The following is a 23711-nucleotide window of genomic DNA, read 5'->3' as shown; positions in this document are numbered from 1 at the left end:
ATGTGGCACACCCTGACCATCCAGCTCCGACACGAAACCGCCGACGACATTGCCGCCATCGAAGCGGTCACGACCGCCGCCTTCGCTGATGCACCACACACCAGCCACACCGAGCAATTCATCGTGCGCGCCTTGCGTGCCGCCAACGAACTGACGCTTTCCATCGTGGCCGAAGAACATGGGCGCGTCGTCGGTCACGTCGCGCTGTCGCCAGTAACGATCACCCATGAGCACAGGCGAAAGACCGAGGGCTGGTATGGGTTGGGGCCGATCTCCGTCCTGCCGCCAAGGCAGGGGCGAGGCATCGGTTCGCGCCTGATGGAACAGGCGCTGTCTGAACTGCGGGCTATGCAGGCCGCAGGCTGCGTGCTGCTGGGAGATCCAACGTACTACACGCGCTTTGGCTTCCAGGCCCATGCGGGCTTGCAACTGCCGGGCGTGCCGCCCGGCTATTTCATGGCGCTGGCCCTGCATGGGACAGTGCCGGAAGGCATCGCGCACTACAGCGATGCCTTCAACGCCGCCGCCTGAGCCAGCGCGAAGGCGGCGGCGTTTTAATTCGGCTATTGGCCTTGAACACCGGGCGCGGCCACTGTCGCACCCGGATTTCGCGTCCACCGCGCCCAGGGCGGAACGGCCTGGGCGCGGTGCTGATCGCGATTATTCCTTCGTCTCGATGCGCCACCACACAAAGCGAAGCGCCCCGGTCGAGGCCGGGGCGCTTGCCTTCGGCGCGGGTCAAGCGGCCAGTGCCTCGGCGGGTTCATCCGCCATTGCCTCGGTATCCTCCGGGGCGTCCTGCTCCGGGCCTTCTTCCTGCGCGGCCTCCTGCGGGCCTTCGGCCTTGAAGATGGCGGGCATCCAGCCGGTGCCATCGGCCAGCCGCTCGGCCTCGCTGGCAATGTCGGCCTTCTTGAGCTTCGCCAGCCGGGTGACGAATTCCGGTGCAAACGCGCCCACGGCATCCAGAATCACGGCCTTGGAAACGTGCTTGAAGTAGCCTTCTGCGGTCGGCTTCCACCATGCGGCCATGTCGAGGCCCACGGCCTGCGCCAGTTCTGCGCCGGGCTGGTGCGGCGTGGCACGGGGCGTCACCACGTCCACCGTGGAAGCCACGCACACGGCCAGCAGCCGCACCAGTTCGTCTTGCGACTTCGCCAGCAGCGCGGCGAACAGTTCGGCGCTGTCCTCCGGCAAGGCTTCCCCGGCTACCTGTTGCAGTTCGCGCAGCGCCACAGCGGCGGGCGACTCCGGCCAGTCCGGGGCCATGCCTTCCAGCCGGTCTTGCACTTTCAGGCTCACGCCCAGCGGCAGGTCGTGGCCGTGGTAGCTGTCCTGCAAAACCTTCTGCACCATGCCATGCACCAGCGCGGCCAGCGCGACGTGCGGATGCCGGGCCACTTCGATTTGCAGCGCCGCCGTGCGGTGGGCGCTCAACCGCTGCGCCAGCTGGTCGGACAGGCTCGCGGCCTTGGGCGGGTCGTCGGCGTCCTCGTGCTCCTCGTTGGCGGCTTCGCCTTCGGTGCTGCCGAAGCCGCGCCGCAGCTTTTCCAGCGTGCGCAGCGCCTTGGCCTCGGCTTCGCGCAGCAGGCCGCGATGAATAACAGCCTCGCCGTTGCGGTCGATGGTGACGATGGCACCGGCCACCTCGCGCACTTCGGGGGCGTAGCCTTGCAAGGCATTCTCCGCGTCTTGCAGTTCTCCGACCACCTGATCGCGCCGCTGTTCCAGCTTCTCGGCCTTGGCCTCGTCCTCGGCGTCGCAGGCTTCTTCCAGTTCGGCGTCGATCTTTTCGAGGCGGGTTTCCAGCGAGGCGATGCGGCGGGCCTCGCGGGTGGTCGGCTCGCGGCGGTGGCGCGGGGCGTTCTGGAACGCCTGCCGTTCCTCGTAGGCCAGATGCGGCACGGCCTCCACCCATGCCCAGCCCTCGGCGCGCACGTCCTCGGCCAGCGTTGCCAGCTTGTCGCGCACGAGCGTTTCCAGCACTGCGGTATCGGTGAGGTAGGTTCCGGCATCGCCTTCCGCGAACAGGTCGCGGCGGATGCCGCCGCCTGCCTGCCGGTAGGCGTCCAGCCCGACGAAGCGCACCAGCGCGTGCGCGGCGTCGATTTCGCGCTCGGTCAGGCGCTCGCGCAGCTTGGACGGGCTGCGCTGCCATTCCGGCGCACCATAGAATGTGGCTTCCTGCGCGGCGTGGTCGTCGGCGAAGGGACACAGCAAGACCGCCCCCTCACGCCACCCACGCACGCCGGTTTTCGGCAAGCGGAGCGCGCAGGCACGGATCAGCGAGCCGGGCCGGAGGCGCCAGCGATGGAAGCCCGACAGGGGCGAGACTCGCGCAGCGAGGCTCAATGCGCAGCACGACAGCGCGACGGCGGCACGCCGGGACGCCCGACTGCTTGGGACAGGACTACTCGTTGTCGGTCTTGCGCGGCTCGATGTGCAACTGTCCTTGACGTGCAGCCGGGCGTAGTTGCGAAGGTACAGCGTGTCGTACTGCTTATCGGGCGATGTCAGGTGCACCACCATCAGGAAGGCGGGGGACTGCTTTTGGACGGTGATGCCCTGGCGCACCACATCGCGGGCAGCCGGGCCTGAGCCTGGGCGACGCGGTTTTGTACCCGCACCGTCGCGTCATCGGCGTTGATGCCAGAACGGAAGGTGACCGTGGTCACCAGCACGCCGTCGGAGCCGGCGACAGACTTGATGTACATCATGCCTTCGACGCCGTTGATCTGCTCCTCCAGGGGTGTCGCCACGGTCTCGGCAATCACCTTGGGGTTGGCGCCCGGATACACGGCGCGCACCACGACCTTGGGATATTCGCTGATCGGCAGCGCCGGGATCGCGAGCAGGCCCGAGACGAAGATGACGATCGACAGCACAGCCGCGAAGATCGGCCTGTCCATGAAGAACTTGGAGAGGTCCATGGGCTAATACCTTGAAAGGAGTCCAGGGGGAAGCGCGCCGCGCCGCTCGTTGTGTGATACGTCCGATCGGTGGCGCGCTCCGGCGTGGTGCTTCATTTGGTGGCGGACGCGGGCGCCGCAGCAGCCACCATGGGCACCGCCGTGGCCTGCACAGGCATGCCCGGCAAGAACACCTTCTGCGCGCCGTTGACGATCACGCGGTCGCCCGCCGCCAGCCCCCCTCGCACGATGCGCAGCCAATGGGAACTGCCACCCAGTTTCACATCACGTCGCTGCGCCAGTCCATCCTTGTCTACGATGTAGACGTAGTTACGGTCGTGGTCGGTCAGCACCGCCTTGTCGTCGATCAACACGGCCGAGAATTCGCCGCTGCCGACCAGTCGCACGCGGGTATAGAGGCCCGGCGTGAAAACGCGATCCTTGTTGTCCAGCACCGCGCGCACGGCGATCGTGCCGCTGCCCCGGTCCACCTGGTTGTCGAGGAAGTCCACCGTGCCGGTGTGAGAGAAGTCCGCCTTGTCCGCCAGGGCGATCTGGACCGGCAGCTGGCCGCCTCGCTCGCTGGGGCGCTCTCCCTTGCGCGCCATGCGCGAGTAGCGCAGGAACGCCTTCTCATCGGCCTCAAAGTAGGTATAGACCCTGTCCTGGAACACGATGGTGGTTAGCACACTGGCTGCATCGCTGGCGGCCACCAGGTTGCCTGCGGTAAAGCGGGCACGGCTGGCGCGCCCGTTGATGGGCGAGCGCACTTGGGTCCTCTCCAGGTTCAACTGCGCCGTCTCCACCGCAGCCTGCGCGGCCTGCACCTCAGCCTGCGCGGACTCGTCAGCGGCGCGGCGCTGCTCCCAGGCCTCGGTGGAGACAGCCTGCTGCTCGACCAGCACCTTGGCACGTTGCGCCTCGCTTCTGCTGCGGCCGGCTTCGCTGCGCGCCCGGGTCAATTGCGCCTGGGCCCGGGCCAGTTCCGCGCGGTAGCTTCGGGCATCGATCATGAAGAGCACATCGCCCTTCTTGACCTCGTCTCCTTCGCGATAGGCGACCCGCTCGACGTAGCCAGACACCCGTGGGCGCAGCTCGACGCTCTCGATGGCTTCGATGCGTCCGTTGTATTCGTCCCATTACGTGATGGGCTTGATCTCGACCTGCGCGACGCTGACTTGCGGCGGCGGTGGATGGCCTCCGGCGCCAGCTCCGGCGTTCTCTTTACAACCTGCGAGCGCCATCGCGCTGAGGGAGATCAGTATCCAAAGCAGGCGCACGCCGCGAGGGTCGGAGCTGGAAGTCGTCATCTGAACAGGTTCCGTGGTCAGGTCGTAAAGCGAATGAAGCGAGCGCGATCGCGCTGCACGCTGTCCCCTGACGCTGCTTTCTTGGCAGCGCAAGACCATGAGCGACAGATGCGGCAGAGATCGAATCCCGTTGGTTGTCGGCTTCTCGTCTCGTCGCAGAACGCGCGCGCAAACCGACCTCGGCGGCATTACAAAGCCTCAAAACTTGAGGTCAAGCGATATCGACGTTCTGATTCGCGCCGTTGCGGATTGGTCCGCCGCGTCGCATTTTTGGACGGCTCTTGAGCCGCCGGTTACGCGAGAAGTGACAAGTAAGGATTGTTCGGTGGTGGCTCTGCGAACAGGAGCCGAACATCGTGCAATAGATAGCCATACAGGCGGCGGGACTTCCTGGGGCCTGTGACATCGCACGTCCAGATGTTCAGGCCCCTGGGCTTTTTGCGATGCAGTTGCAGGCGCTCGAAGCGCTTTTGTACCCATTGCCAATCCTGCTGGTTCTCCTGCTTGGCGAGAGTCCCGACCTGGGGGTGTTCTTGTGCGTAGCGTTGGAATACCCCGGGGCTGACCAGGTAGGCCGTGTCGCCCACCGTATGCACGAGCGCCTTCGCGTCGTTGATGACCAGCCGGCGGGTAGCGATACCTTGTTTCAGCCACGCCATGAAGTGCTCGCCCGATGGCTGCGCCGACGAGGACGTGGGCACCGGCGCTGATGACGGCACGGGCACCATCGAGGTTGGCGGTGGCGTTTGAGGGCCAGCGGCGGGTGCGTCGCCCGAGACGGCTTCCGCATCCTGTTGGGGAACAAGCAAATCGCCGATTCCTACCATCGCCAGCAGGTCCTCCATGACATCGGGTGCGGCTTGTGCGGCAGGCAAGTGAACCGGAGTCGCGGCGTCGACGCCCTCCCATGGAAGGGACTCTTGATCGTCGGTGGCTGGCTTTGCCGTCATTGCCGGCGAGGGCACCAAGGCATCGGCATTGTTGGGTGCCGGTGTCCCGTCGATTGCCACTGCCCCTGCGAAGGGCGCTGGCCGCTCTCCAGACTCCCAAATCAGCGCGGGAGCGAGACGCAGCAGGGTGAATGAGTGGGACCAGCCAGTCGTGCTGGTCACGGTCGCGCGCCAGACCGCCTTGCCGTCCGGCGTCGGTTGCAACATGCCGTGATCCTGCAGCACGTTGAAGACGGCGGTGTTGCTCGCGGGGATGCCGTCGACGCCTAGTGACAGCAGGTGCGCACGCAGCTTGTCCGAGACCGTCTTGCTTACCAGCCACAAGGCATCCTCGGTGATCCAGCCATCGGAGGCTTCCGGCTGGTTCAGCTTCAACTGTTCCTTGAGCAGGTAGCGCAGCCCGTCGAGCAACTTGCGCTGCAGCGCATGCTTGTGTGCAGCCATGGCGCGGGCCGGATCGCCGCCCAGTTCCTGGGCCACCGAAGCCCGGTCGGCCTGCACGACAAGTTCGCCCAGCACGCCGGCGCGCTCGTACTGGCCGGCCAGGACGTAGAGCAGCGGTCCCCACAGGTCGGGATAGCCACTGAGCCAGTCCAGGGCATCACGGTCGAGCAGTTGACGGTAGAGTAAACCTGTCGCGGCGCTGTGGAGCCGATATTCCCGATCGTCGCGGTAGCGGAAGCGGTATGGCTGGTGCAGCGGGCCGTGCCAGGGGTGCCACAGCGAGCCGTCGGACAGTTCGACGTGCAGATCGACGGCGATCTTGCCGATGTCGTGCAGCAGCGCGGCATAAGCGACTGCGGCAGTCCAGGCTTCAGACTGCGCCGCCTGGTCTTCGGGACTGCCGCCAATGGGCAGCAGATGGGACTGCCGCAGCTTGAGCGCATAGGCGACGATCTCCAACCCGTGATCCAGCATGCCGCCGGGGTAAGCGTGGTGATGGCTTTCCGATGCGGGGAATTGTTGGACCAACTCGGCGTAGTGCTCCAGCGGCGTGCGGTATAGGGTGGCGAACTGCCGCCGCGACAGCGACGTGCGCTGCCAGATGTGTTCCAGCAGCTTCTGCCGGCGCGGTGTTGCCAGCAGCGATGCGGCCGATTCGGGCCGCAGCAACCCTTTCGGGAGGTCGGTGGCGGGCGCTGGCGACGGGGCAGCGACCGGGGGCCGTTTTCGCTGGAACAGGGAGAGCATGCGGGTGTCCTCTGGGGGGCCGGCCGGGAGGCCTTTTCGCCTTTTCGAGGTAGGGCCTTTCCCCTTGCACCCCATTCCCTTGCCGTTTCGGCCCTTTGGCCTTTAACCGTTTCGGTATAGCCGGGCCTGGGTTGCGTCTCCAGCGTCAATGTGGAACCCGCACGAATGGATTGGACGGAGACCTGGCGCTGGCCCCTGCCTATGCTGCGGGGACGCTACCCCCGGCAGGTAGGCTCTCGCTCAGGCGACTAAGTTGACAAATGCGACAAGGGCGACTAGAGTGAATCCTGTCTCAAACCTGCTTGGGAGATGACCATGCCCACCGCCATTGAATTCATTGCCGATCGTCTGCCGCGCGTCACCGTGGAGGACGTGCGCCGTTTCGCGGATACCGTTGAAATCCGGGATGCGCCGGCTTTCGCGGCCGAGTTGCAGGCGTTCATTCACGAGCGCGTGGAGGCGGTAAAACTGCCAGCCAACCTCGAAGGCGAAACGGTGGAGCAGGCCCTGGCGCGCAAGGCGGCCGCGCTGCGCACCGAAACGCGCTGGACCCCGACTGAAACCGACGTCCAGCGAGGCCGCGCCGTGTTGCTGGAATCCTTCAACCAGCCGCACAACCTGCCGATCCCCGAGTACGCCAAGCTGGCGGACAAGTCGCGCCAGCAGATCTACAAGGACATCCTCGCGCGCCGGCTGCTGGCGCTGAATGTGGGGCCGCGCGGCCAGAAGCTGCCCGACTGGCAGCTCGACCCGGTGAAGCAGCAGTTGACCCAAACCGTGCTTCAAGAGGTCGAGGGCATCGACCACTGGACGATCTACCGCGCACTATCCGAACCGCTCGAAGGCTTGGGCGGACGCTCGCCGGTGGATGCGGTGACGCATGGCACAATCGATGACGTGGCCGAAGCGGTGTTCAACGTGCTGGGCGTCCAGGTGCATTGAGGCAAGACCGCCATGAGCCGCGAACTGCCCTTGTTCTTGATCGATGCGGGTGAACTGCTCCAGCATGTGAGCCGCGTCGTCTATCGGGGCAGCCCGCTGTACTATGGCCGCAGCGGCACCAATCGCTACGACGACCCGGCGCGGACCTACGGCGTGCTCTACCTGGGCCGCGACCTGTCCACGGCGCTGATGGAGTCGGTGTTTCACAAGCACCAGTGGCTGGCGGACGAGAAGCGCTCGATTGCGCTGAAGGAAGTCGAGAGCCGGCTCGTGCGGGCCGTGGGGGTCCTGGACGACGTGCGCTTGGCCGATCTCACGGCCGAGGGTGTCATGGCGGGTTACTTCGGCCTGAACCTGGAACAGTTGGCCAGCCGCGACTACACGCACACGCAGCAGGTGTCCGCCCAGGTGCATGCGATGCTCGGCGATGATGGCCAGCCGCTGTTCGACGGGGTGCTCTATCCGTCGCGCAACAACTATCCCGCCAAGAGCATCGCCCTGTTCGAGCGTGCGGCAGCAAGAGTCGGCGTTGTCGATGACATCGACCTGGTGGACCATGTGGACTGGCCGCGCTTCGTTGCCACGTATCGCGTCGGCGTGGAGCCTGATCCCGGGCCGGTGGAACCGGATGACGAAGCGTCCTGAAGCGGCAAGAGAGCACATTGAAGCCCCAAACAGAATGAAATGGACCAAACTGGAATAGGCATCCCTCTGTAGCAGGAGACGACCATGAACACCACGACCCGCATCAGCACCGCAGAACGCCTCGGCCGCACCTTTGGCCGCGGATGGCGCGCCTACGCGCGCGGCGAACGTCGGGCGTCGAACTGGTTGGTGTCCAAGGGGGTGCCGGCGGCCGTTGCCACCGCGCTCGTGTGGGTGGTCAAGCTGTCTGTGGTGGGATTGCTGCTCTACGTTGCTTTTTGGTTCGCACTCGTGTTGTTGGGCGTCGTGGCGGCGGCGTGGGCTGCTGCTGCCAATACCTCTGACGAGGACGAGTGGCCTTTCACCGATCTCACAGAACTGCGCAAGACACCGGGCTACGATCCCAATCTGTACAACGATACGTCGCACGAGTTGTACACCGACGACTGACGGACTCCGGGCTACTTCAGCTTGCCTCCCGTGAGTGCCCCAGCCCCCTTGCCCCCGGCTTGGCCGGCGCTCTTGCTGCCGTCCGACAACCCCTGAATGGCATGTCCCGCCCGAATTCCAACCCAGGTCAGGCTTGCCAGCCAGAATCCTGGCAGCACCAGGAACATCGTGCCCGCGACGAACATCAAGAGCATGTCGCCGAACGCATTGTTCAGCCCCACCAGCGGGTCGAAGTTCGTGTGTGGCCGGTTCCAGCCAAAGCCCCAGCCATAGAGCGCATCGAGGATAGTGCTGTCGATCCAGCGAGCGAGCTGGAACCAGAAATCCACGAAGAACAGCGCGAATTGCACGACGCTGACCGTGACGACCGTCTTCAGGTCATAGGTGCCCACGACCAGCACGAGCGGGATGCAGATGACCAGCGCCATCTTGAGCAAGGCGAGGACCATGGGTAGAGACTGTCTCACGACGTCCATGGCGGGAAACGCGGCAATCGCGCCGACGGCCATCCCAACGTCTCCCGTGGCCCGTGTCACGATGTTCGGCAAGGTCTTGTCGATCTGGCCTCCGTAGTCCGTATAGACGCTGCCCTGGTTCAACTTCTGCTGCCGCGGTGACGCGATGGCTCGGATCACCGAGTCGTCCACCTCGGCCCGGCTCAGGAACCCGGCCCAGCCCGCCAGGCGACTCAACAGGCTCGGGTCCACCTGACCCAGCAGGCGTGCCCGCAGGCCGTTACTTCCATCGCTCCACCACTGGCGGCAGGTCGGGTAGCCGCCACCGCTGGCCACCTGCGCAAGCCCTGCGTCGCGGGTGCTGTCATAGGGCCAGTCCTCGCGTGGGGTGCTGGAACGGTATGTGTCGTAGTAGCCGTTCGTGTCGGTGAAGAACCGCGATCCGATCCAGGTCACGTCGTGCATCTGCTGCTCATCGAGCTGAGGGCGCTGCATGAACAATTTGGCCCGTGCAGGCCCATAGCAATCCCGCGAGAAATCCGCTACTTCCTGAGCCAGCACCGGGTCATCGATGCGCGTAGCGTCGATCTCCATGCGCATCTGCCGCAGGTCCGTGCCGCACGGGATCGCTGCCACCGAAGCGCCCGTGACGGCGCGCGAGAGCGCGTGCATGAACGCCCACCACACCGGCACCTTCGCCGACTGGTTGTTGATGGTGCTGAAGGACTGCGACCAGCCGGTATCCCCGGGCTGCGCCACGCTGACCTGGCACTGGGCCGAGCGCGAGCTGTCGTACTGGATGGTGTTCAGGTCCACGTCGATGAACGGAATGCCGGCGAACATCACCACCACGATGGCGACGAAGACCCGGTTCTCGATGCGGGCGGCGCTCAGCACGCCTTTGTTGCCCTCGTCGGCGCCTTCCGCACGGGCCTTCAACCACTCCTGCACGATGATGGCGACGAAAGGCAGCGCGAATACCCCGCTGGATACGAGGACCGCCCAGATGCCGTTGTTGACGATCCAGGACACGAGGGTTAGGTAGTACTCCAGGTAGTCGGTCGTGAAAAGCGTCATGGCCTCGATCCCCTCAAGCGGCCTGCATCAACAGGCTGGCTTCCAGCGCCACGATGGCAACAATGCCGGCGACCTCAGCGCGAATCAGCCGGCGTCGGGCCAGCGTGCTGTCCTCGCGCGCCAGCAGCCGCCGCCGCATCCAGACCCAGCCGCAGGCCGTCGCCCCGTACAGGAACAACCGCCACACGAAGAAGTAGCCCGATGCGGCCGCGAGCCACCGCTCCCAGCCGGCCACGCTGCCAACGAGATAGATGCCGGCGATGTTGGCGCCCACCGCAGCGGCGACGATCACGGCCGCCCACAGCAGTGCTTTCGCCGCACGCCGGCTGATGAGCCAGCGCAAGGGGCGCCAGGCCATGCGCTCCGCGCTCATGGCCGGCCTCCCGGATTGCCCTTCTGCAACTGGTCGAGGCGGTCGGGCACCGGATCGCCCTCATAGATGCCGCGCGAGCCTGCCGCGCGCGTGCCATGGCGCTGGATGATGGCCATCGGCGAGTTGTTCGCCAGCTCGCGCCGCAGTTCAAGTTCGGTCTTGAGGTTGCGGATCTCCCGGTCGAGCGTGTCGCTCTCGTGGTTCACGGCCTCGACTGCCAACTCGTTGGCTGCCACGTTGGGCTCTTTCTTGCCGGTGAGCAGCGTGCGCTGGAGCAGCAGTGCCTTCTCCAGCACCGACGAAAGCGCCACCTCGGACGCGAGGCGCCGCGCCAGCAGGTCCTGGTCCGGCTCGTCGCGCAGCGCCTCGATGACGCCGCGCGTGATCGGCAGCGACGTGCTGCCGGCCTCGCGCAAGTTCTCGAAGGTGGTGTTGCGCACGCCGGAAACCAGTTCCTGCAAGACTTCCAGCTTGGCTTCGTACTCCTCCTGGATCAGCGGCGTCAGCCCGACGCCGGGCACCGTCTCGGTCTTGGTGCAGGAATCGCACGTGCGCTGCACCTGTTCCCCGAGGACCCGGGTGGCCCATTCGGTCGCCTGCTGCGGCGACGTCCAGGTCTGGCAGGACAGGCTCGCGCAACTGGTGGACGCGATGGAGGATGTGTCCGTCACGCCGCGCCCGTTGACCAGGTTGTAGCCCGCGCGGGTGACGTCGCCGACCACGCGGATGGCGGACTGGCCTGCGCCACCGGCATTGCTGCCGCCCACCCAGGGAAGGCCGTCGTTGCCGCGGCGCGTCTCGGCCTGCTCGACGGCCGACACGGCATCGTTGCTGCCAACCGCGTCACGCAAGGCCATGCCTTCGGCCATCTGGCTCCAGCCAAGCTGGCCACCCGCAGTCTCGGCCATCTTCTCCGCCATGGCGCGGCACGTCAGCTTGGAGCGGTCGAAGTCCAGCCGCGCCTGCAGCACGCCGTTGGTCAGCAGGTTGTACAGGCCCGGATCGGCGCGCTGAATGATCAGCGCCGGCAGCGATGCAACCGCGCTGGTCGCGCTCTGGATCACGTTGCTCATGATCTGCTGAAAGCCGTTCGTGATGCCGTTGAGCTGATTGCGCAGCGTGGTCTGGATGCTCATGTCGCCGCAGATCAGGTTGCTGTTCCACCCCACGCCGACCCCGATGGAGCGCATGCCGGCCGCGCGGCCCATGGACACCGCACTGCCACCGCCGATCGAGTACATGACGTCATCGCCGAGGACGGGGCCGCTGTTCTGGTATCCGACCTGCGCCCACGCCAGGCCGCAGACCAGAGCGAGCGGGCCGGCCAGCGCCTTCGGGCGCAGCAGGCGGCACGCCTTGGCGGAAAGGTTCATCGATTCAGGACGCTTCATCGTGGCACCTCAGAGGAAATCGACGCTGCCCAGGAACACCTGCCCGCGGCGTTCGCAGCACGCATAGGGACGCCACAGCGCCCAGGCGTAGTCGCCTTGTTGGGCCTGGGTCAGCGTGCCGCTGTGCGGGAACACCACGCAGGTGTTGGACAGGCGCGGCGTCAGCTCCTGCCACTTGCCCGTAGAGGCATCACCCTCCATCAGCGCGCCGGCCGGCCAGTAGCCGTCGCGGGCGTTGGCAAGCAGCGGCTGGTACACGTGGATCTGCCCGCGGCGCGTGACGACATCACCGGCGCGCTGGGCCACGACGGCCCCGGATTTGTAGTCATCGGTCTGATGCAGGAAGCCGCCGCGCGGATAGACATTGCCCCAGAGGTTCATCGTGGTGCGCGCACCGACCTCGCGCATGCCCGGAATCAACGCCTCCGGGTAGGCCATTTCAGGCACGTTGTAGCGCCAAGCCAGCGTGTCCAGGGTGCTGAGTAGATACGGCATGAAGGCCGTGCCCGCGCCTTGGCAGAAATAGCCCGACGACGATGCGAACTGGTTGAATACCTCGCCGCCAGGATGGCCGATGACATCGCTGTTCTTGAATTTGGCGAGGTTGTTTTCGTGGTCTTCGTTCGTGGTCCCATCCCCACCTGCCTGTGCGGATGGGTTGGGCGTGCTCATCGCCTGCACCTCGACCCAGGGGTTCTCTCCGGTGTTGCTGTAGCTGGAGACGACCGCATCGGGCACGTAGTGCCGGACCTTGGTGGATGTGCGCACCGTGCAGCCCGTCCAGGTGCAGTAGAGCCAGTAGCAGATGCCCACCACCCGGTACTCCAGGCAGTCCGGCGACATGACGGAGGACACGATGGTGGCGGTGTTCAAGGCGTAGCTGCCCGTGGCGCTGATCAGCAGCAGCGAGGCCACGGCGACGCGCAGGCGGCGCAGCAGGTCGAATGGGCGATGGGTCACGGCTGCGTCCTCCGGTGTTGCTCGATGCGCGCGACGGCCCGGGCCACGTCCGGCTCGCCATAGACCACAAAGCGTTGATCCACCACGACGGCCGGGATGGTCGTGACACCCAAACTCCATGCGTCGGTGACGCCCTGGTAGGCGGTGCCGATGCGGCGCTGAAGATCGGTGCCGCCTTGCTTCAGGCGTTGCCGGACGATGGCTGCTGCCCGCTCAGGGTCGGCTGGAAGATTCGCGGAAAGCTCGGCCTCGATCCGGGGCGTTTCGCCCAACTCGATCAGTCGCTCGCCGCCCATGGTCTTGACCGGGTGGCGGCTGTCGGTGACGACCACCACGTCGGCGGCGAAGGTGGCCGGGCTGAACACCGCCAGAGACGTCGGCAGCGCCACGGCCAGGCCAAGGGTTCGCCAGCCTGGTGCGAACCGGGTAAAAGCTGCTGGCATGTCATGTGCCCCGGAAGTTGATCAGGGCCATAGTCAAACGCCGAACCCCAGGCGGCCCCAACAAACAATGCGCATCGCGGCCACCCCGCATACCTGCTTGCGTCGCCGCAAAGAAAAAAGCGGAGGCCGAAGCCTCCGCGCTGATCAACGAAGCAGTGCAACCCTTACAGCAGGCCGGACTCCGCAAAGGAGAACGGGGCACCCTGGCCGACGATGATGTGGTCCAGTACCCGCACATCGATGAGCGCCAGCGCGGCCTGCAGTTGCTGGGTCAGCATGCGATCCGCGCTCGACGGCTCGGAAATGCCCGAGGGGTGCTGGTGCGCGAAGACCACCGCGGCGGCCTTCAACTCCAGCACACGCTGCACGACGACACGCGGATAGACCGAAGTCGAGTTGATCGTGCCCCTGAACAACGGCTCGTAGGCCAGCACCTGGTGCATGCTGTCCAGGAACACCGCGGCGAATATCTCATTGGGCTCGGCGACCAGCTTCACGCGCAGGTAGTCGCGCACGGCCGTGGGGTCGAGGAGTTTCGCACCCGCTTTGAAAACCCGCTTCTCCAGCAGTGCAATGGCTTGCTGGATGATCCAGTCCTCGTGTTGGGCAGCGATGGCGGAAAGCGACTCCAGGCAGGAGTCATTGACGACGAAAGACATGGCGAACCTCCAGACGGTGAGATCGGAGGGCGCGCGCCCTGGGAGGGCAAGCCCTCCTGGGGAACGAACAAGGTGCATCCATCACCGCGGCAGCGGTGATCGTTCGCGGCCAGGATGCGAGGCGAACGGGTTTCGGTCAGCGCAGTGGACTGCGCCGTAGCCTTGAAGACCGGGGCTACCTGGGCATGTCGCCGACGACGTCGGCAGGCATTTCCGATGTAGTAGGTGTGGCGGCGGGATCGCCGGCCGCGAGCATGTCCATGGCCGACAGCAAGGCATCGCCCTCGATCGGACCCTGCAGTAGGATCGCCTTGCCGGTTTCGCGATCGTGCAGCCGCAGCGACGGCGTGGCGGTCACGCCGCTGCTCGTGGCTTCCGCCGTCTGGGTGCGGATCGGCGCCTCGGGCCGTTCGCTCGCCAGACACTGCTCGATGGCTGGCGTAAGGTCGGGGTACCGCAGGTCCTCGGGCAAGCCCTGGCCGTCGCTGCGCGTGTGGGCATAGACCCACTCGACAGCCTGCCAGAAGGCGGCATGGCCGCCAGATTCGCCGGCGCACTCCGCCAGGCTCGCTTCGGCAGACGCGGCCGGCTCATGCGCGGCCAACGGGAGGTGGTGCCATTGCAAGGCCACGTCCGCGTTGCCGGCCACCCAACGCTTGAGCACTGGGAAATAGGATCGGCAGAACGGGCATTCGAGGTCCGCGTAGAGCGTCAGCGTGAAACGCCCTTCCGGATTTCCCATCTGCCACGGAGGCCCGGCCACCTGCGTCACGCTGACCGGCGTTGAAGTCTGGGGAGTGGACTTGCCAGAATAGCGGGACACGAGCCAGATCAGCAGCAGCGCTACCAGCACGGCGGCCAACACCCAGGGCCAGCTGAGCCTCCAGCGCCGACGGCGGAACGCCTGTACCTGCATCGGAATGGATGGGCGTTTCTGTTCCATGGCGTTCTCCGGTGTACGGCAGATTCAGGGCAGGTCCAGGGTCGGCGACTCGATGCCACGTGCCCGGTCGATCTTCTCAGCCACCTTGAAGGCGGCATCCAGCTCGCTGACGCCGTGCTGCTGCATGAGCTGGTAGCGTTCTGCCTTCTCCTCGGGCTCGGTTTGCGCGAGCGCGAGGTAGAGACTTGGCGGCACGGCGCGGAACAGCACTTCCATGCTCTTGGAGAGGATGACGCCCTCGGTGAACTTGCCCGCTTCCTTGCGTGCGGAGAGCATCAGCGCCTTCTGCGCCGGCGAGAGTTCGCGGAACCTGGCGATCTTCTCCACTTCGTCCGGCGGCATCGACAGGCACACCCACCACTCGATCATGTTGAGCATGGGCTCTGCGGCGCGCGGCAGATCGTCGATGTTTTGCGTCGCCAGCCAGAACCAGGCGCCCAACTTGCGCCACATTTTTGTAATTTTCACGACATAGGGCGCGAGCAGCGGGTTCTTGGTGATGATGTGACCTTCGTCGGTCACGTTGACGATCGGCCGGCCCAGGTACTGGTCGCGCTCGGCGATGTTGTTCACCGTGCTGATCAGGCTGATGTAGGCGATGGAGAGCTGCGCGTTGTAGCCCTCGCGGGCATAGGTCGCCAGATCGACCAGCGTGATGTCGGCCTCGGGCCACGGCGTGCCGTCACGGTCGAACATCTCGCCGTCCGTGCCTTGGCAGAACATGTCCATCGCGTCCGCCATCTCCAGCAGCCGCACGCGCCGCATCTCGGGCAGCGTCGGGTCCTGGCCACGGGCGCGCAGCGCGTTGCGCACGTCGCGCGTGAGCACGGTGCGCTTTTCGGCCACGCAATGTTCGGCGGCGTCGAGGATGCACTGGCGGATCAGCGAGCGGTCGGCCCGCGTCATCCGCGCTTCTTCCTTGTCTTCGCCGCCCGTGATCATCAGCCGCGCTGTGATCTCCAGTTCGCCCAGCACGTCGCGCTGCTCGTCCGCTTCCATGGCCGAGGCATCGGGGGGCAGGTCTTCGTCCAGCGCGTCGGCATCGAGCGTCTGTACGTCGCTGGGCGTTTCGATCAGCCGGCGTGCGTCGGCGAACGGCGCCAGGCTGATGCCCGATCCGGGGGCCAGCTTGACCCGGTTCACGGTCAGGCCCAGGCGCCTGGCGAAGTCGCTGAACAGGCCGAAGCTGTTGCCGGCTTCCACGATGAAAAGCCGCGGCCGGTAGATGGCCGTCACCTGGTTCAGCAGGTTGTTGAGCGTGGCGGACTTCCCCGAGCCGGTGGGGCCAAATAGAAACAGATGGGCATTCATCTGCCGATCCAACCTGTTCAAGGGGTCGAACGTAATCGGGCCGCCGCCGCGATTGAACATCGTGATGCCGGGATGCCCCGTGCCCTGGGCGCGGCCCCATACTGGCGACAGGTTCGCCGCGTGCTGGGCGAACATCAGTTGCGTGTACCACCGGCGCCGGTCCTTGCCGGGGTTGTAGCAGCACGGCAGCCAGCGCAGGTAGCTGTTGAGCGGCGCCACCTCGTCGTCCTCGCGCACCGGCTGCAGGCCGGCGTTGAGCATCACGTTCGCGAGGTCCAGGCCGCGCCGATCCAGTTCCGCCTCGTCGCGCCCGCGTAGGTAGAACGCCAGAGTGCCCCGGTAGAGCTTGTGCGCGCTGCCGATCAGGGAGCGGGCTTCATGCACGTCCTTGAGCGTCTGCTCCGACGCCAGCGTCTCGCCCACAGCTTTCTTCGCCAGATGGTTGAGGTCCGATTCGAGGACGTCCTGCGGCGTGGCCACCATGGTGAGACACATCAAGGTGTCCTCGGGCATCTGGTCGAACAGCGTGTTGATCGCGTCCCCCTTGCGGGTCTCGCCGGTCAGGTGCCCGGTGCCGGGCGGCATGCGCAGCCGGTCGGTGATCAGCACGCGGTGCGGCATGCCGTCGAAGTACCAGGCCCCTTGCGCCACGTCCGAGCGCGGCTGCCCAAAGAACAGCCGCTGGCTGAAATCCCGCCCGCTCGCCAGCTCGATCTCGCCGGCCTCGCTTTCCTCGGTACTGTCCGGATAGCGCGCCAACGCGTAGAAGCGCTCCCGGTCCTCCACCCCAGGCCCGAGCAGCGTGGGGCGCGGGTTGAACCACCGCAGCAGCCAGTCGTGGACGTCGGCCGCGACCATGCGCCGGGCCTGGATGCCGGCGTTCGCCAGGCCGCCGCACAGGCGGTCGCAGACGATGCCCAGCATCTGCTCGGGTGTCTGGCCGCGGCGGTTTGCCTGTCCCTGTCCGCTCGCGCGGCGGTACACCACCATGCGCACGCGCCGCGTCTGGCCGCGCCAGCGCAGCCGCGTGACCACCGTGTCCTCGAACAGGCCGCCGGGCTTGGCCACAGCGCGCAGGTGGTGGCCGAAGAAGCGCAGGTAGAACTCGGTGAACGCCGAGCCGCGCGCACGTGGCTGCACGTAATCGCGCAAGGTCTGCATGTACTGGTCGAAGCTCGGTTCGTCCTGGGCATAGAGCTGGAGCACCCACGGGTTCTCGTCCAGTTCATCGAAGCTGTCCTGAAGCGCGTTTTCCAGGGCGTCGCGGGCATGCGCGAGCCAGCCGGGTTCCCGGCCTTCGGTGCCCAGCGGCACCAGCTCGTAGAAGGCGGCCACCGATTGGCCGTCCTCCAGGAGCATCGATTTCGACTCGGGCAAGAACTCCACCCAGGGCAGCAGTTCCACGAAGGACGGTGCGACGTCGTACAGCGCCTGCTCGTCGGCCACGGTCGCCGGCTTGCGGCCCTGGACCGCGGCGCCGGGTTCGGGGATGCCGGCTTGCTGCAAGGCCTCGACGTGGCGCTGCCAGCCGTCCGGCTGCTCGTCGGCGGCGGTGTCTTCGGCGCTGACGGCAGCCAGCTTCGGCCATGGAAGTTTCCACCGCATCAGTAGTCCTCCGTCCTCTCGCCAGGCATCGCGTACTGCACGCGCTGGTACAAGGGGAAAACCGTCGTGTAGCCCGGCACGGGAACGGGGTCGGTGCCGGCCAGGTGCGGGTACACGTACATCACGAGATCGGGATTGGGCAGACGCTGGAACTGGCGGTGAACCTCATTGCGCGCGGTGCGCGTGTAGCGCATCTGCTCGACAGGTGCGGCCTGCACGTCGGCGTCGGTCAGGGGCCGACGCAGGCTCTGGCGCGCATCGAGCAACTGGCGGCCGGCGTTCCGTCCGGCTGCGCCACCGCCGTCGCCGGCCTCCTGCTGCCAGATGTCCATCATCGTGCGGTCACCGTGGGTCAACAGCTTTTCCTTGCTGGTGGCGCAGCCGGCGAGCACCGCGACGGCGAGGGCCAGTGCTAGGCCACGGGCCAGGTTAGTCAAGTTCAAGGGCATGGCTTTCTCCTGCGCGGTGATCGACCTTGCGGCCTTCGGGATCGAAGTCGATGGCGAGCGGCTTTTCGAGGTGGACGGCAACCTTGGCGCCGGGTTGGACATAGACGGCGGCGAAGGCTTGGCCGTAGAGCTTGTTGACCCAGGCCGACATGTCCCGGACACCGCCCGCGAGAATCTGGCCGACCGCTTCTTGGCCGGTGATGCCCACGGTGCCGATGGAGCCGTCCGAGCCGACATAGGACATGCGGCCGCTGCCACTCTCGATGAGCGAGGCCACACCGGCACCGGCCGCGGTGATTAGGGCCTGCGAGCCGAGGTATTGCTGGGCGTTGCTGCGCCGCTCGCCGCTGACGCAAGGAATGCCGTGGGGATCGCTGATCCAGCCCAAGCCGTCGCGCTGTTGGTTGTTCTGCTGGTTGCCCTCGCGGTCTTCGGGGATCGTGCGAATCGTGCCGTCGTTGAAGACGAACGTGATGCTGCGCACCTGACCTCGCACGCACGAGAGCGTCCAGTCGCCCGAGGCGGTGCCGCTGAACACGGCGCCGGCCACGTCGGGAATGTCGATGCCATTGGCGGTCAGGTTGTCCGGCCCGACCAGAACTTTGAACGGATAGGGATCGTTGACCGTGCCGTCGATCGGCACGCGGCCGATCAGGGCCGTCATCGCCACCGATCCCATTAGCGTCGAGTTGGTCGGCACGGTATAGACCGGCTTGGCATTCTTGACCCCGGCGGCGCGGGCGCCCGCGTTGGCCACGGTTTCAGCGGTGGTTTCGAGCGTGCTCTGCGCCGGGCCGAAGCTCGTGGGGAAGCTCATGCCGCCGCTCGCGCCACGCCCCCCGTTGCGCCCCTCGGCGGGCTTTGCGTCGTCCGGCTCGACCCACCGCACGCCGCCCTCCATGCCGGCCTCGTCGCCGCCCTGCAGCCCCAGGCCCACGGGCAGGTCCGCATGGCCGCCGCCGCGCCCGCCGATGCTGTCCAGGCGCCGCTGCAGGTCGGCGAGCAGCCCTTCGGTCTGCTGGCGCGCGCTGGCCGCCTGCTCTTGGTCGCGGCGCAGGTTGGACCGCTCGGATTCGAGCGCCGAGTTGATGCGCTGGTCGATGGAGTTCTCGCGCTGGCGCAGCCGCTGGTTCTCTTCACGCTGCGACTTGTTGTCCGAGAGCGCGGTCTGAAGCTCGGTGCGCAACTGCTTCACTTGGGCAACGAGCGTCGCCACGGTGTCGCGCGGGGTGTCGCCTTCGATGCCCAGCGCCTTCATTTCCTCGGGCGTGAGCTGGGCGCCGTTGTCCGCCGCGGGTGGCGCCGTGCCGCCTCCACCCGAGAACAGCCGGATACCGGCGAACAGCACCAGGATGGCGACAGGGATCATCAGCCACTTGAGCAGGCCGTTACTGCGCATGGCGGGCCTCCTTGGCGTTCTCGTCGCCGTCCGGCTGCGGCAGATGCACGGCAGGGTCGAAGCGGTGAATCGCCGGCAGCAGCGACTGCGCGAGGCCGCGGCCGCGCGTGACCAGGTACAGCACGGTCGTGTCCTCGGTCGTGCCGCGCGGGCCCAGCGCCTCGTGCTGGAAGGTGGCGGTGAGGAAATCGCCTTGCAGCACGCGCGGGTCGAGCGCGACCCAGTCGGCGCCGGTGTTGGTGAGGCGCACGGCAGTCACCCATTGGTCTTCCAGGCGCCACGACGCGAGCACGGCCGCGCGCACCGGCAGCGTTGGCATCAGTGTGTCCAGGTCGAGGTCGCGGGGAAGGTTGACCCGCATGACGCCCGGAAGCGGCTCGACGGTGCGCAGCGGTGCGTAGAGGTTCTGCGCGGCGAAGCGCGTCAGCACGACAGGGACCGGAGTTTCGCGCCGCGCGGTCCGCGCACCTGCCTGGCCCTGGGCGCGTGCCGGGGCCTCGGCACTGTCGGCCTGCTCGCCATAGCGTCCCGGTGCGCTGTCACCCTCGACGATGCGCACCGGCTCCAGCTCGGCTTCCCCGTCCTTGGGCGGTTCGGCTGCGATGTCCAGCAGGATCAGCGCGCCCGTGTCGGCGTCCTGCAGTTGCAACCGCGTGGGCTCGATCGGCTCGCTGGCACGCAGGTACACCGCGCCGCCCGCACTCTGCACGCGCAGGCGTTTGCCCACGCCTGCGGGCACGCCCACGCGCACGTTCCGGTCGATGAATACGATGCGTTCCTGACCGACCTTCAGCGGCACTGCCAGTGGCATGCGTTCCCAACGCAGGATCTCCACCGCCTGGGCGACGGGTGCCGCGGCCACGGCCAGTAGCCCCAGCAGCGCGAGTACAGGATGCTTCATGGGGTGTTTCCTCCTTGAGGCGCTTGCGGATTCAGGTCACTCGGCGCCGGGCGCGCCGGCTCCGGTGCACTGATGCGCTGGGGCGCGCCTTCGTAGCAGTCCAGCGCCAGGCCGAACGGGTTGCGGGCGGGATCGACGTCCACCCGCGTGACCTTGATCGGATAGCGCACCAGGGCGCGTTTGACCTGCTCGGCGCCGTAGTACTCGTCCGCCGTGATGTCCAGCGTCACCACCCAGTCGCGATCGGATACGGTGCGCACGCGCGCCGTGGGGTCGTCGCCATAGCCGCGGCCGGGAATCTCGTAGATGCCGCGCACGCGCTGACGCAGCTCGCCCGTGGAGCGGCGGTAGTCATAGTCCGCCCGCAGGAAGGCCTGGCAGGACGGGGTGAGGTACGGCGAGAGCGTATGGAGGTTGCGCGAGTAGTCTTCTTCGCCATTGGTCGGCCAGCGGTTCAGCGTCTGGAACACGTAGAACGTGAACGCATAGACCGATTCGGGCGGCACTTCCCACCACTTGCGGGTACTGCCAGAGCGCAGGTCGGGCGGGACGTGGATGGTCAGGTCGCGCGGCGCGCTCCACCAGCCGCCGCCCATGACCAGGGCGACAATGACCAGCGCGCCCGCGCCCAGGCGCAAGGTCTTGATGTGCGCCTGCAGGTGGGCGATCTCGTTCTTGAAGCGGCTCATCGCATGCTCCTGCGGGTGGACCAGAAGCCCGAGCGCGAGATCAGCACGTGGCCGCCCACCCAGCCGGCCATCAGCGGATGGCGCGTTGCGATGCGCCACTGCAACTGTCGATACAGCCAGGTGTCGGGGCGCCCACGCTTGAGGCGGCGCAGGATGCCGCCGCCGATGAACACGCCCAAGGCCACGCCCAGGACAACGAACGTCGGTGCGATGGCGATCGTGCGGAACACCCACGAAAGCGGCGCGCCGACCAGCAGGCCGGCCGCGCCGGACAGGCCGCAGCAGATCCACAGCTCGTCGGCGGTGAGGCCGCGCACGACCACGGGATGGCGGTTGAGCCGGTGCGGAAGGAACGTGACCGTCCCGTCCGCACGGACGTGCTGCTGCTCGGACATACCGGCCTCGCTTACAGGATGCCGGTGGCTTCGGTGAGCAGCCAGATGCCGATCACGAGCAGCACGGCGCCGATGGCGACCGTGAGGCCGAATTGGCCCCACGTCTTGCGGCCGGTGTGGATCTCCGCGTAGGTGCCGTAGGCGTGGTAGCAGACGCCGATGAACATCGACGCCACCACCAGCAGGGCCACGAGCATGATGATGTCGTAGCCGTAGTTGCGGATGGTCTCCATGATGCCGTTGCCGGTGCCGCGCGTCGGGTTCTCCAACTGCGGCAGACCTTGCGCGAACGACAGTGCGGGCAGCGCGGCGGCGCCCAGGGCCACGGCGGCGCGCTGGGCAAAACGGGAAGTGAGGTTGCGGTTGTGCATGGTCGGGCCTTTCATGTCAGGACAGGAGGAAGAAACTCAGGACGAGGTACATCGCGACGAAGCGGATGCAGACGCCGAGGAACTGGCGCTGGTTGAGGCGGCTCTCGGACCACCCCACATAGGCCGTTCGGATGGCCCAGACGCCCCACACGAGCAGGACCGCGAACACGACGCCGACCAGGACGGTCGCCATCGCGGAAGGCGCGATACCGCTGTTGGCTTGAAATGCCGAGACCTGGGCGCCGTTCATTGCTCGCCCTCCGCAGTCGTCTTCGGCGATGGCGAAGCGGCCCGCTCGGTGCGGTAGTCGCCGGCCAGTTCGGAGGGGTCGCGCGGCTGAGCGCGTGATGGCGTCAGGTGGAACTGGATGCCGGCGCGCACGCGCGCCAGGTCAGCCAGCAGCCGTGGGTAATCGAAGTGGTAGCGCTCGCCCGGCTGGATGGGGGCATGCGCGGCGCTGTCCGCGACGGTGCGTTCCAGCGCGTCGAGCTGGCGCAGCGCGGCGACCAACTCCTGGCGCTGCGCCGGGGACTCGGCCAATGCCATCGGGGACTGGCCCAGCACGAGGGCCGTCACGAAACAAGTGGGCACGCCGCGATGCGCGGCGCGCAGCCAGATCGAAGCCACCATCGCGCCATTCCTGTGTGATCAGCAATGGGTTGATCGTGGAGATCAGGGCTGTTTCAGGCCGCAAACAATAGGAACTGGCGGACGACCGGATTGGGCATGCTGCGAGCGAACCTACAAAAGCACGGGTCGCGCTTCGATTATTGCGTTTTTCGAGTATTTCGAATATGATCGGCTCTGCAACCGTTTTCGCTTAGGAGCTACCCATGACCACCGCCACTGCCCAATCCAAGATGACCCTTCCCGCCGCGGGAGAGGTGAAGGCAGCCGTCCAGGGTCAACGTGCCTTGGCGGCTTACCTCGCAACCCAGTTCGAGACGCAGCACATCCAGATCTTTGATGACCACAAACAGGCTCATCAGGTGGAACTGCCTACCTCGGCTTTACGCCTGCTGGTCGACATCCTGGCCGAGTTGGCCGATGGCAATGCAGTAAAGGTGGTGCCCGTCCATGCAGAGCTGACGACCCAAGAGGCGGCGGACTTGCTCAACGTGTCCCGTCCCCATTTCGTCAAGCTGCTCGAAGATGGGGTGTTGGCATTTCATCGCACCGGCAAGCACCGCAGGGTGAGGTTCGCCGATCTGATGCAGTACAAGGAAGCGCGCGAGCGCGCCAGTGAGCAGGCGATGGCCGAACTCGCTCAGCAGTCGCAAGAGTTGGGAATGGGATACGAATGAGGCATTCCCCATTCACCGCCGTCTACGACGCGTGCGTTCTATATCCCGCGCCACTGCGGGATTTCCTGATGTGGCTCGGCCTGTCTGGCCGCTTCCGGGCGCGGTGGAGCCAAGCCATTCATGAGGAGTGGAAACGCAACCTGTTGATCAACCGCCCCGATCTCACCCGGGTTCAGGTCGACAGGACGTCGGATCTCATGGACCGGGCAATTCCGGACGGCTTGGTGGAGGGCTACGAAGCGCTCGTGGCAGGCCTGACATTGCCCGATCCGGACGACCGGCACGTCCTGGCTGCGGCGATTCGCTGCGGTGCGAGCGTGATTGTGACGTTCAACGAACGGGATTTCCCGAACGATCTGCTGGCTCCGTACGGCATCGAATCGCAGCACCCCGATGAGTTTGTGGACAACCTACTGGATCTGGACGCGGCCGCCGTGGTGTCGGCTGCGCAGCGCCAGCGTGCCCAACTCAAGCATCCGCCGATCGAGGTGGACCGCTATCTCGAAATCCTGCTGCGCCAGGGCCTTGTGCAAACGACCAAGGTGCTGGCGACCTATCGCACCATTCTCTGACCCGCCGAGAGCCACGG

Annotated in this window: 23 protein-coding genes and 3 pseudogenes; 6 read left to right on the top strand and 20 right to left on the bottom strand. The window is 66.4% G+C overall.

Annotated features, from left to right (window positions below):
• Positions 1 to 531 (top strand): N-acetyltransferase, encoded by a 531-nt coding sequence (locus SSKA14_RS16440; RefSeq protein WP_003107230.1) that lies wholly within the window; start codon positions 1 to 3, stop codon positions 529 to 531.
• A gap of 207 nt (positions 532 to 738) precedes the next feature.
• Here the strand turns inward: SSKA14_RS16440 and SSKA14_RS16435 are convergent.
• From SSKA14_RS16435 to mobH, 4 genes and pseudogenes are all read right to left on the bottom strand, one after another.
• A pseudogene (locus SSKA14_RS16435) lies at positions 739 to 2202 on the bottom strand (chromosome partitioning protein ParB); the annotation flags it as partial.
• 282 nt (positions 2203 to 2484) lie between these two features.
• Positions 2485 to 2930 (bottom strand): annotated as a pseudogene (locus SSKA14_RS16430) (efflux RND transporter permease subunit); the annotation flags it as partial.
• Positions 2931 to 3022: 92 nt separating this feature from the next.
• A pseudogene (locus SSKA14_RS16425) lies at positions 3023 to 4219 on the bottom strand (efflux RND transporter periplasmic adaptor subunit).
• A 293-nt stretch (positions 4220 to 4512) separates the two neighbouring features.
• Positions 4513 to 6360 carry a MobH family relaxase gene (mobH, locus tag SSKA14_RS16420; protein WP_003109768.1) on the bottom strand — a complete coding sequence of 616 codons (1848 nt, stop codon included), beginning with the start codon at positions 6358 to 6360 and terminating at the stop codon, positions 4513 to 4515.
• A 315-nt stretch (positions 6361 to 6675) separates the two neighbouring features.
• Between mobH and SSKA14_RS16415 the strand changes: the two genes are divergently transcribed.
• The 3 genes from SSKA14_RS16415 (at position 6676) to SSKA14_RS16405 (ending at position 8397) form a co-directional block, all read left to right on the top strand.
• The gene (locus SSKA14_RS16415; protein ID WP_003109769.1) at positions 6676 to 7302 is read left to right on the top strand and encodes a hypothetical protein; all 627 of its coding nucleotides are present in this window, start codon (positions 6676 to 6678) and stop codon (positions 7300 to 7302) included.
• 12 nt (positions 7303 to 7314) lie between these two features.
• Positions 7315 to 7947 (top strand): RES family NAD+ phosphorylase, encoded by a 633-nt coding sequence (locus SSKA14_RS16410; protein ID WP_003090219.1) that lies wholly within the window; start codon positions 7315 to 7317, stop codon positions 7945 to 7947.
• A gap of 84 nt (positions 7948 to 8031) precedes the next feature.
• Positions 8032 to 8397: a DUF3742 family protein gene (locus tag SSKA14_RS16405; RefSeq protein WP_003090216.1), complete on the top strand. Its 366-nt coding sequence runs from the start codon at positions 8032 to 8034 to the stop codon at positions 8395 to 8397.
• An 11-nt stretch (positions 8398 to 8408) separates the two neighbouring features.
• Here SSKA14_RS16405 and SSKA14_RS16400 read toward each other — a convergent pair whose 3' ends face one another.
• From SSKA14_RS16400 to SSKA14_RS16325, 16 genes are all read right to left on the bottom strand, one after another.
• Entirely contained in the window at positions 8409 to 9929 is a 1521-nt protein-coding gene (locus tag SSKA14_RS16400; protein WP_003090214.1) for a conjugal transfer protein TraG N-terminal domain-containing protein, read from the bottom strand.
• Between the two features lie 13 nt (positions 9930 to 9942).
• Positions 9943 to 10302: a hypothetical protein gene (locus SSKA14_RS16395; protein ID WP_003090212.1), complete on the bottom strand. Its 360-nt coding sequence runs from the start codon at positions 10300 to 10302 to the stop codon at positions 9943 to 9945.
• Entirely contained in the window at positions 10299 to 11693 is a 1395-nt protein-coding gene (locus SSKA14_RS16390) for an integrating conjugative element protein (RefSeq protein WP_003109770.1), read from the bottom strand. Before SSKA14_RS16390 ends, SSKA14_RS16395 begins: the two co-directional genes overlap by 4 nt.
• A gap of 9 nt (positions 11694 to 11702) precedes the next feature.
• Entirely contained in the window at positions 11703 to 12653 is a 951-nt protein-coding gene (locus SSKA14_RS16385) for a TIGR03756 family integrating conjugative element protein (protein ID WP_003090208.1), read from the bottom strand.
• Positions 12650 to 13096, bottom strand: a complete 447-nt coding sequence (locus SSKA14_RS16380) for a TIGR03757 family integrating conjugative element protein (protein WP_003109772.1) — start codon at positions 13094 to 13096, stop codon at positions 12650 to 12652. Before SSKA14_RS16380 ends, SSKA14_RS16385 begins: the two co-directional genes overlap by 4 nt.
• A gap of 164 nt (positions 13097 to 13260) precedes the next feature.
• Complete coding sequence (locus tag SSKA14_RS16375; protein WP_003090203.1) at positions 13261 to 13755, bottom strand: JAB domain-containing protein; 495 nt, start codon at positions 13753 to 13755, stop codon at positions 13261 to 13263.
• Positions 13756 to 13930: 175 nt separating this feature from the next.
• Positions 13931 to 14698, bottom strand: a complete 768-nt coding sequence (locus SSKA14_RS16370) for a thioredoxin domain-containing protein (RefSeq protein ID WP_003090202.1) — start codon at positions 14696 to 14698, stop codon at positions 13931 to 13933.
• Between the two features lie 24 nt (positions 14699 to 14722).
• On the bottom strand, positions 14723 to 17614 hold the full coding sequence (locus SSKA14_RS16365; RefSeq protein WP_003105079.1) for a conjugative transfer ATPase: 2892 nt from the start codon (positions 17612 to 17614) through the stop codon (positions 14723 to 14725).
• A complete protein-coding gene (locus SSKA14_RS16360) occupies positions 17614 to 18063 on the bottom strand; it encodes a TIGR03751 family conjugal transfer lipoprotein (RefSeq protein ID WP_003109775.1) in 450 nt (149 codons plus the stop codon). Before SSKA14_RS16360 ends, SSKA14_RS16365 begins: the two co-directional genes overlap by 1 nt.
• A complete protein-coding gene (locus SSKA14_RS16355; protein WP_003109776.1) occupies positions 18044 to 19462 on the bottom strand; it encodes a TIGR03752 family integrating conjugative element protein in 1419 nt (472 codons plus the stop codon). Before SSKA14_RS16355 ends, SSKA14_RS16360 begins: the two co-directional genes overlap by 20 nt.
• Positions 19452 to 20363, bottom strand: a complete 912-nt coding sequence (locus SSKA14_RS16350; protein WP_003105643.1) for a TIGR03749 family integrating conjugative element protein — start codon at positions 20361 to 20363, stop codon at positions 19452 to 19454. The genes SSKA14_RS16355 and SSKA14_RS16350 overlap by 11 nt, the downstream gene beginning before the upstream one ends.
• Positions 20360 to 21052, bottom strand: a complete 693-nt coding sequence (locus SSKA14_RS16345; RefSeq protein WP_003105641.1) for a PFL_4703 family integrating conjugative element protein — start codon at positions 21050 to 21052, stop codon at positions 20360 to 20362. The genes SSKA14_RS16350 and SSKA14_RS16345 overlap by 4 nt, the downstream gene beginning before the upstream one ends.
• Positions 21049 to 21447 (bottom strand): TIGR03750 family conjugal transfer protein, encoded by a 399-nt coding sequence (locus tag SSKA14_RS16340; RefSeq protein WP_003105639.1) that lies wholly within the window; start codon positions 21445 to 21447, stop codon positions 21049 to 21051. Before SSKA14_RS16340 ends, SSKA14_RS16345 begins: the two co-directional genes overlap by 4 nt.
• An 11-nt stretch (positions 21448 to 21458) precedes the next feature.
• The gene (locus tag SSKA14_RS16335) at positions 21459 to 21818 is read right to left on the bottom strand and encodes a TIGR03745 family integrating conjugative element membrane protein (RefSeq protein ID WP_003090173.1); all 360 of its coding nucleotides are present in this window, start codon (positions 21816 to 21818) and stop codon (positions 21459 to 21461) included.
• Between the two features lie 16 nt (positions 21819 to 21834).
• Positions 21835 to 22068, bottom strand: coding sequence for a TIGR03758 family integrating conjugative element protein (locus SSKA14_RS16330; protein ID WP_003050225.1), 234 nt, complete (start codon positions 22066 to 22068; stop codon positions 21835 to 21837).
• Complete coding sequence (locus tag SSKA14_RS16325; RefSeq protein WP_003105635.1) at positions 22065 to 22448, bottom strand: RAQPRD family integrative conjugative element protein; 384 nt, start codon at positions 22446 to 22448, stop codon at positions 22065 to 22067. The genes SSKA14_RS16330 and SSKA14_RS16325 overlap by 4 nt, the downstream gene beginning before the upstream one ends.
• 203 nt (positions 22449 to 22651) lie before the next feature.
• Here SSKA14_RS16325 and SSKA14_RS16320 point away from each other — a divergent pair, with 203 nt between their 5' ends.
• Together SSKA14_RS16320 and SSKA14_RS16315 are read left to right on the top strand one after the other, a co-directional pair.
• Positions 22652 to 23122: a helix-turn-helix domain-containing protein gene (locus SSKA14_RS16320; RefSeq protein WP_003050245.1), complete on the top strand. Its 471-nt coding sequence runs from the start codon at positions 22652 to 22654 to the stop codon at positions 23120 to 23122.
• Complete coding sequence (locus tag SSKA14_RS16315) at positions 23119 to 23694, top strand: PIN domain-containing protein (protein ID WP_003109777.1); 576 nt, start codon at positions 23119 to 23121, stop codon at positions 23692 to 23694. The genes SSKA14_RS16320 and SSKA14_RS16315 overlap by 4 nt, the downstream gene beginning before the upstream one ends.
• Positions 23695 to 23711 lie beyond the last annotated feature (17 nt).

The organism is Stenotrophomonas sp. SKA14 (assembly GCF_000158575.1).
Classification (GTDB): Bacteria; Pseudomonadota; Gammaproteobacteria; order Xanthomonadales; family Xanthomonadaceae; genus Stenotrophomonas; species Stenotrophomonas forensis.
This window is presented reverse-complemented; position numbering and strand designations above follow the sequence as displayed.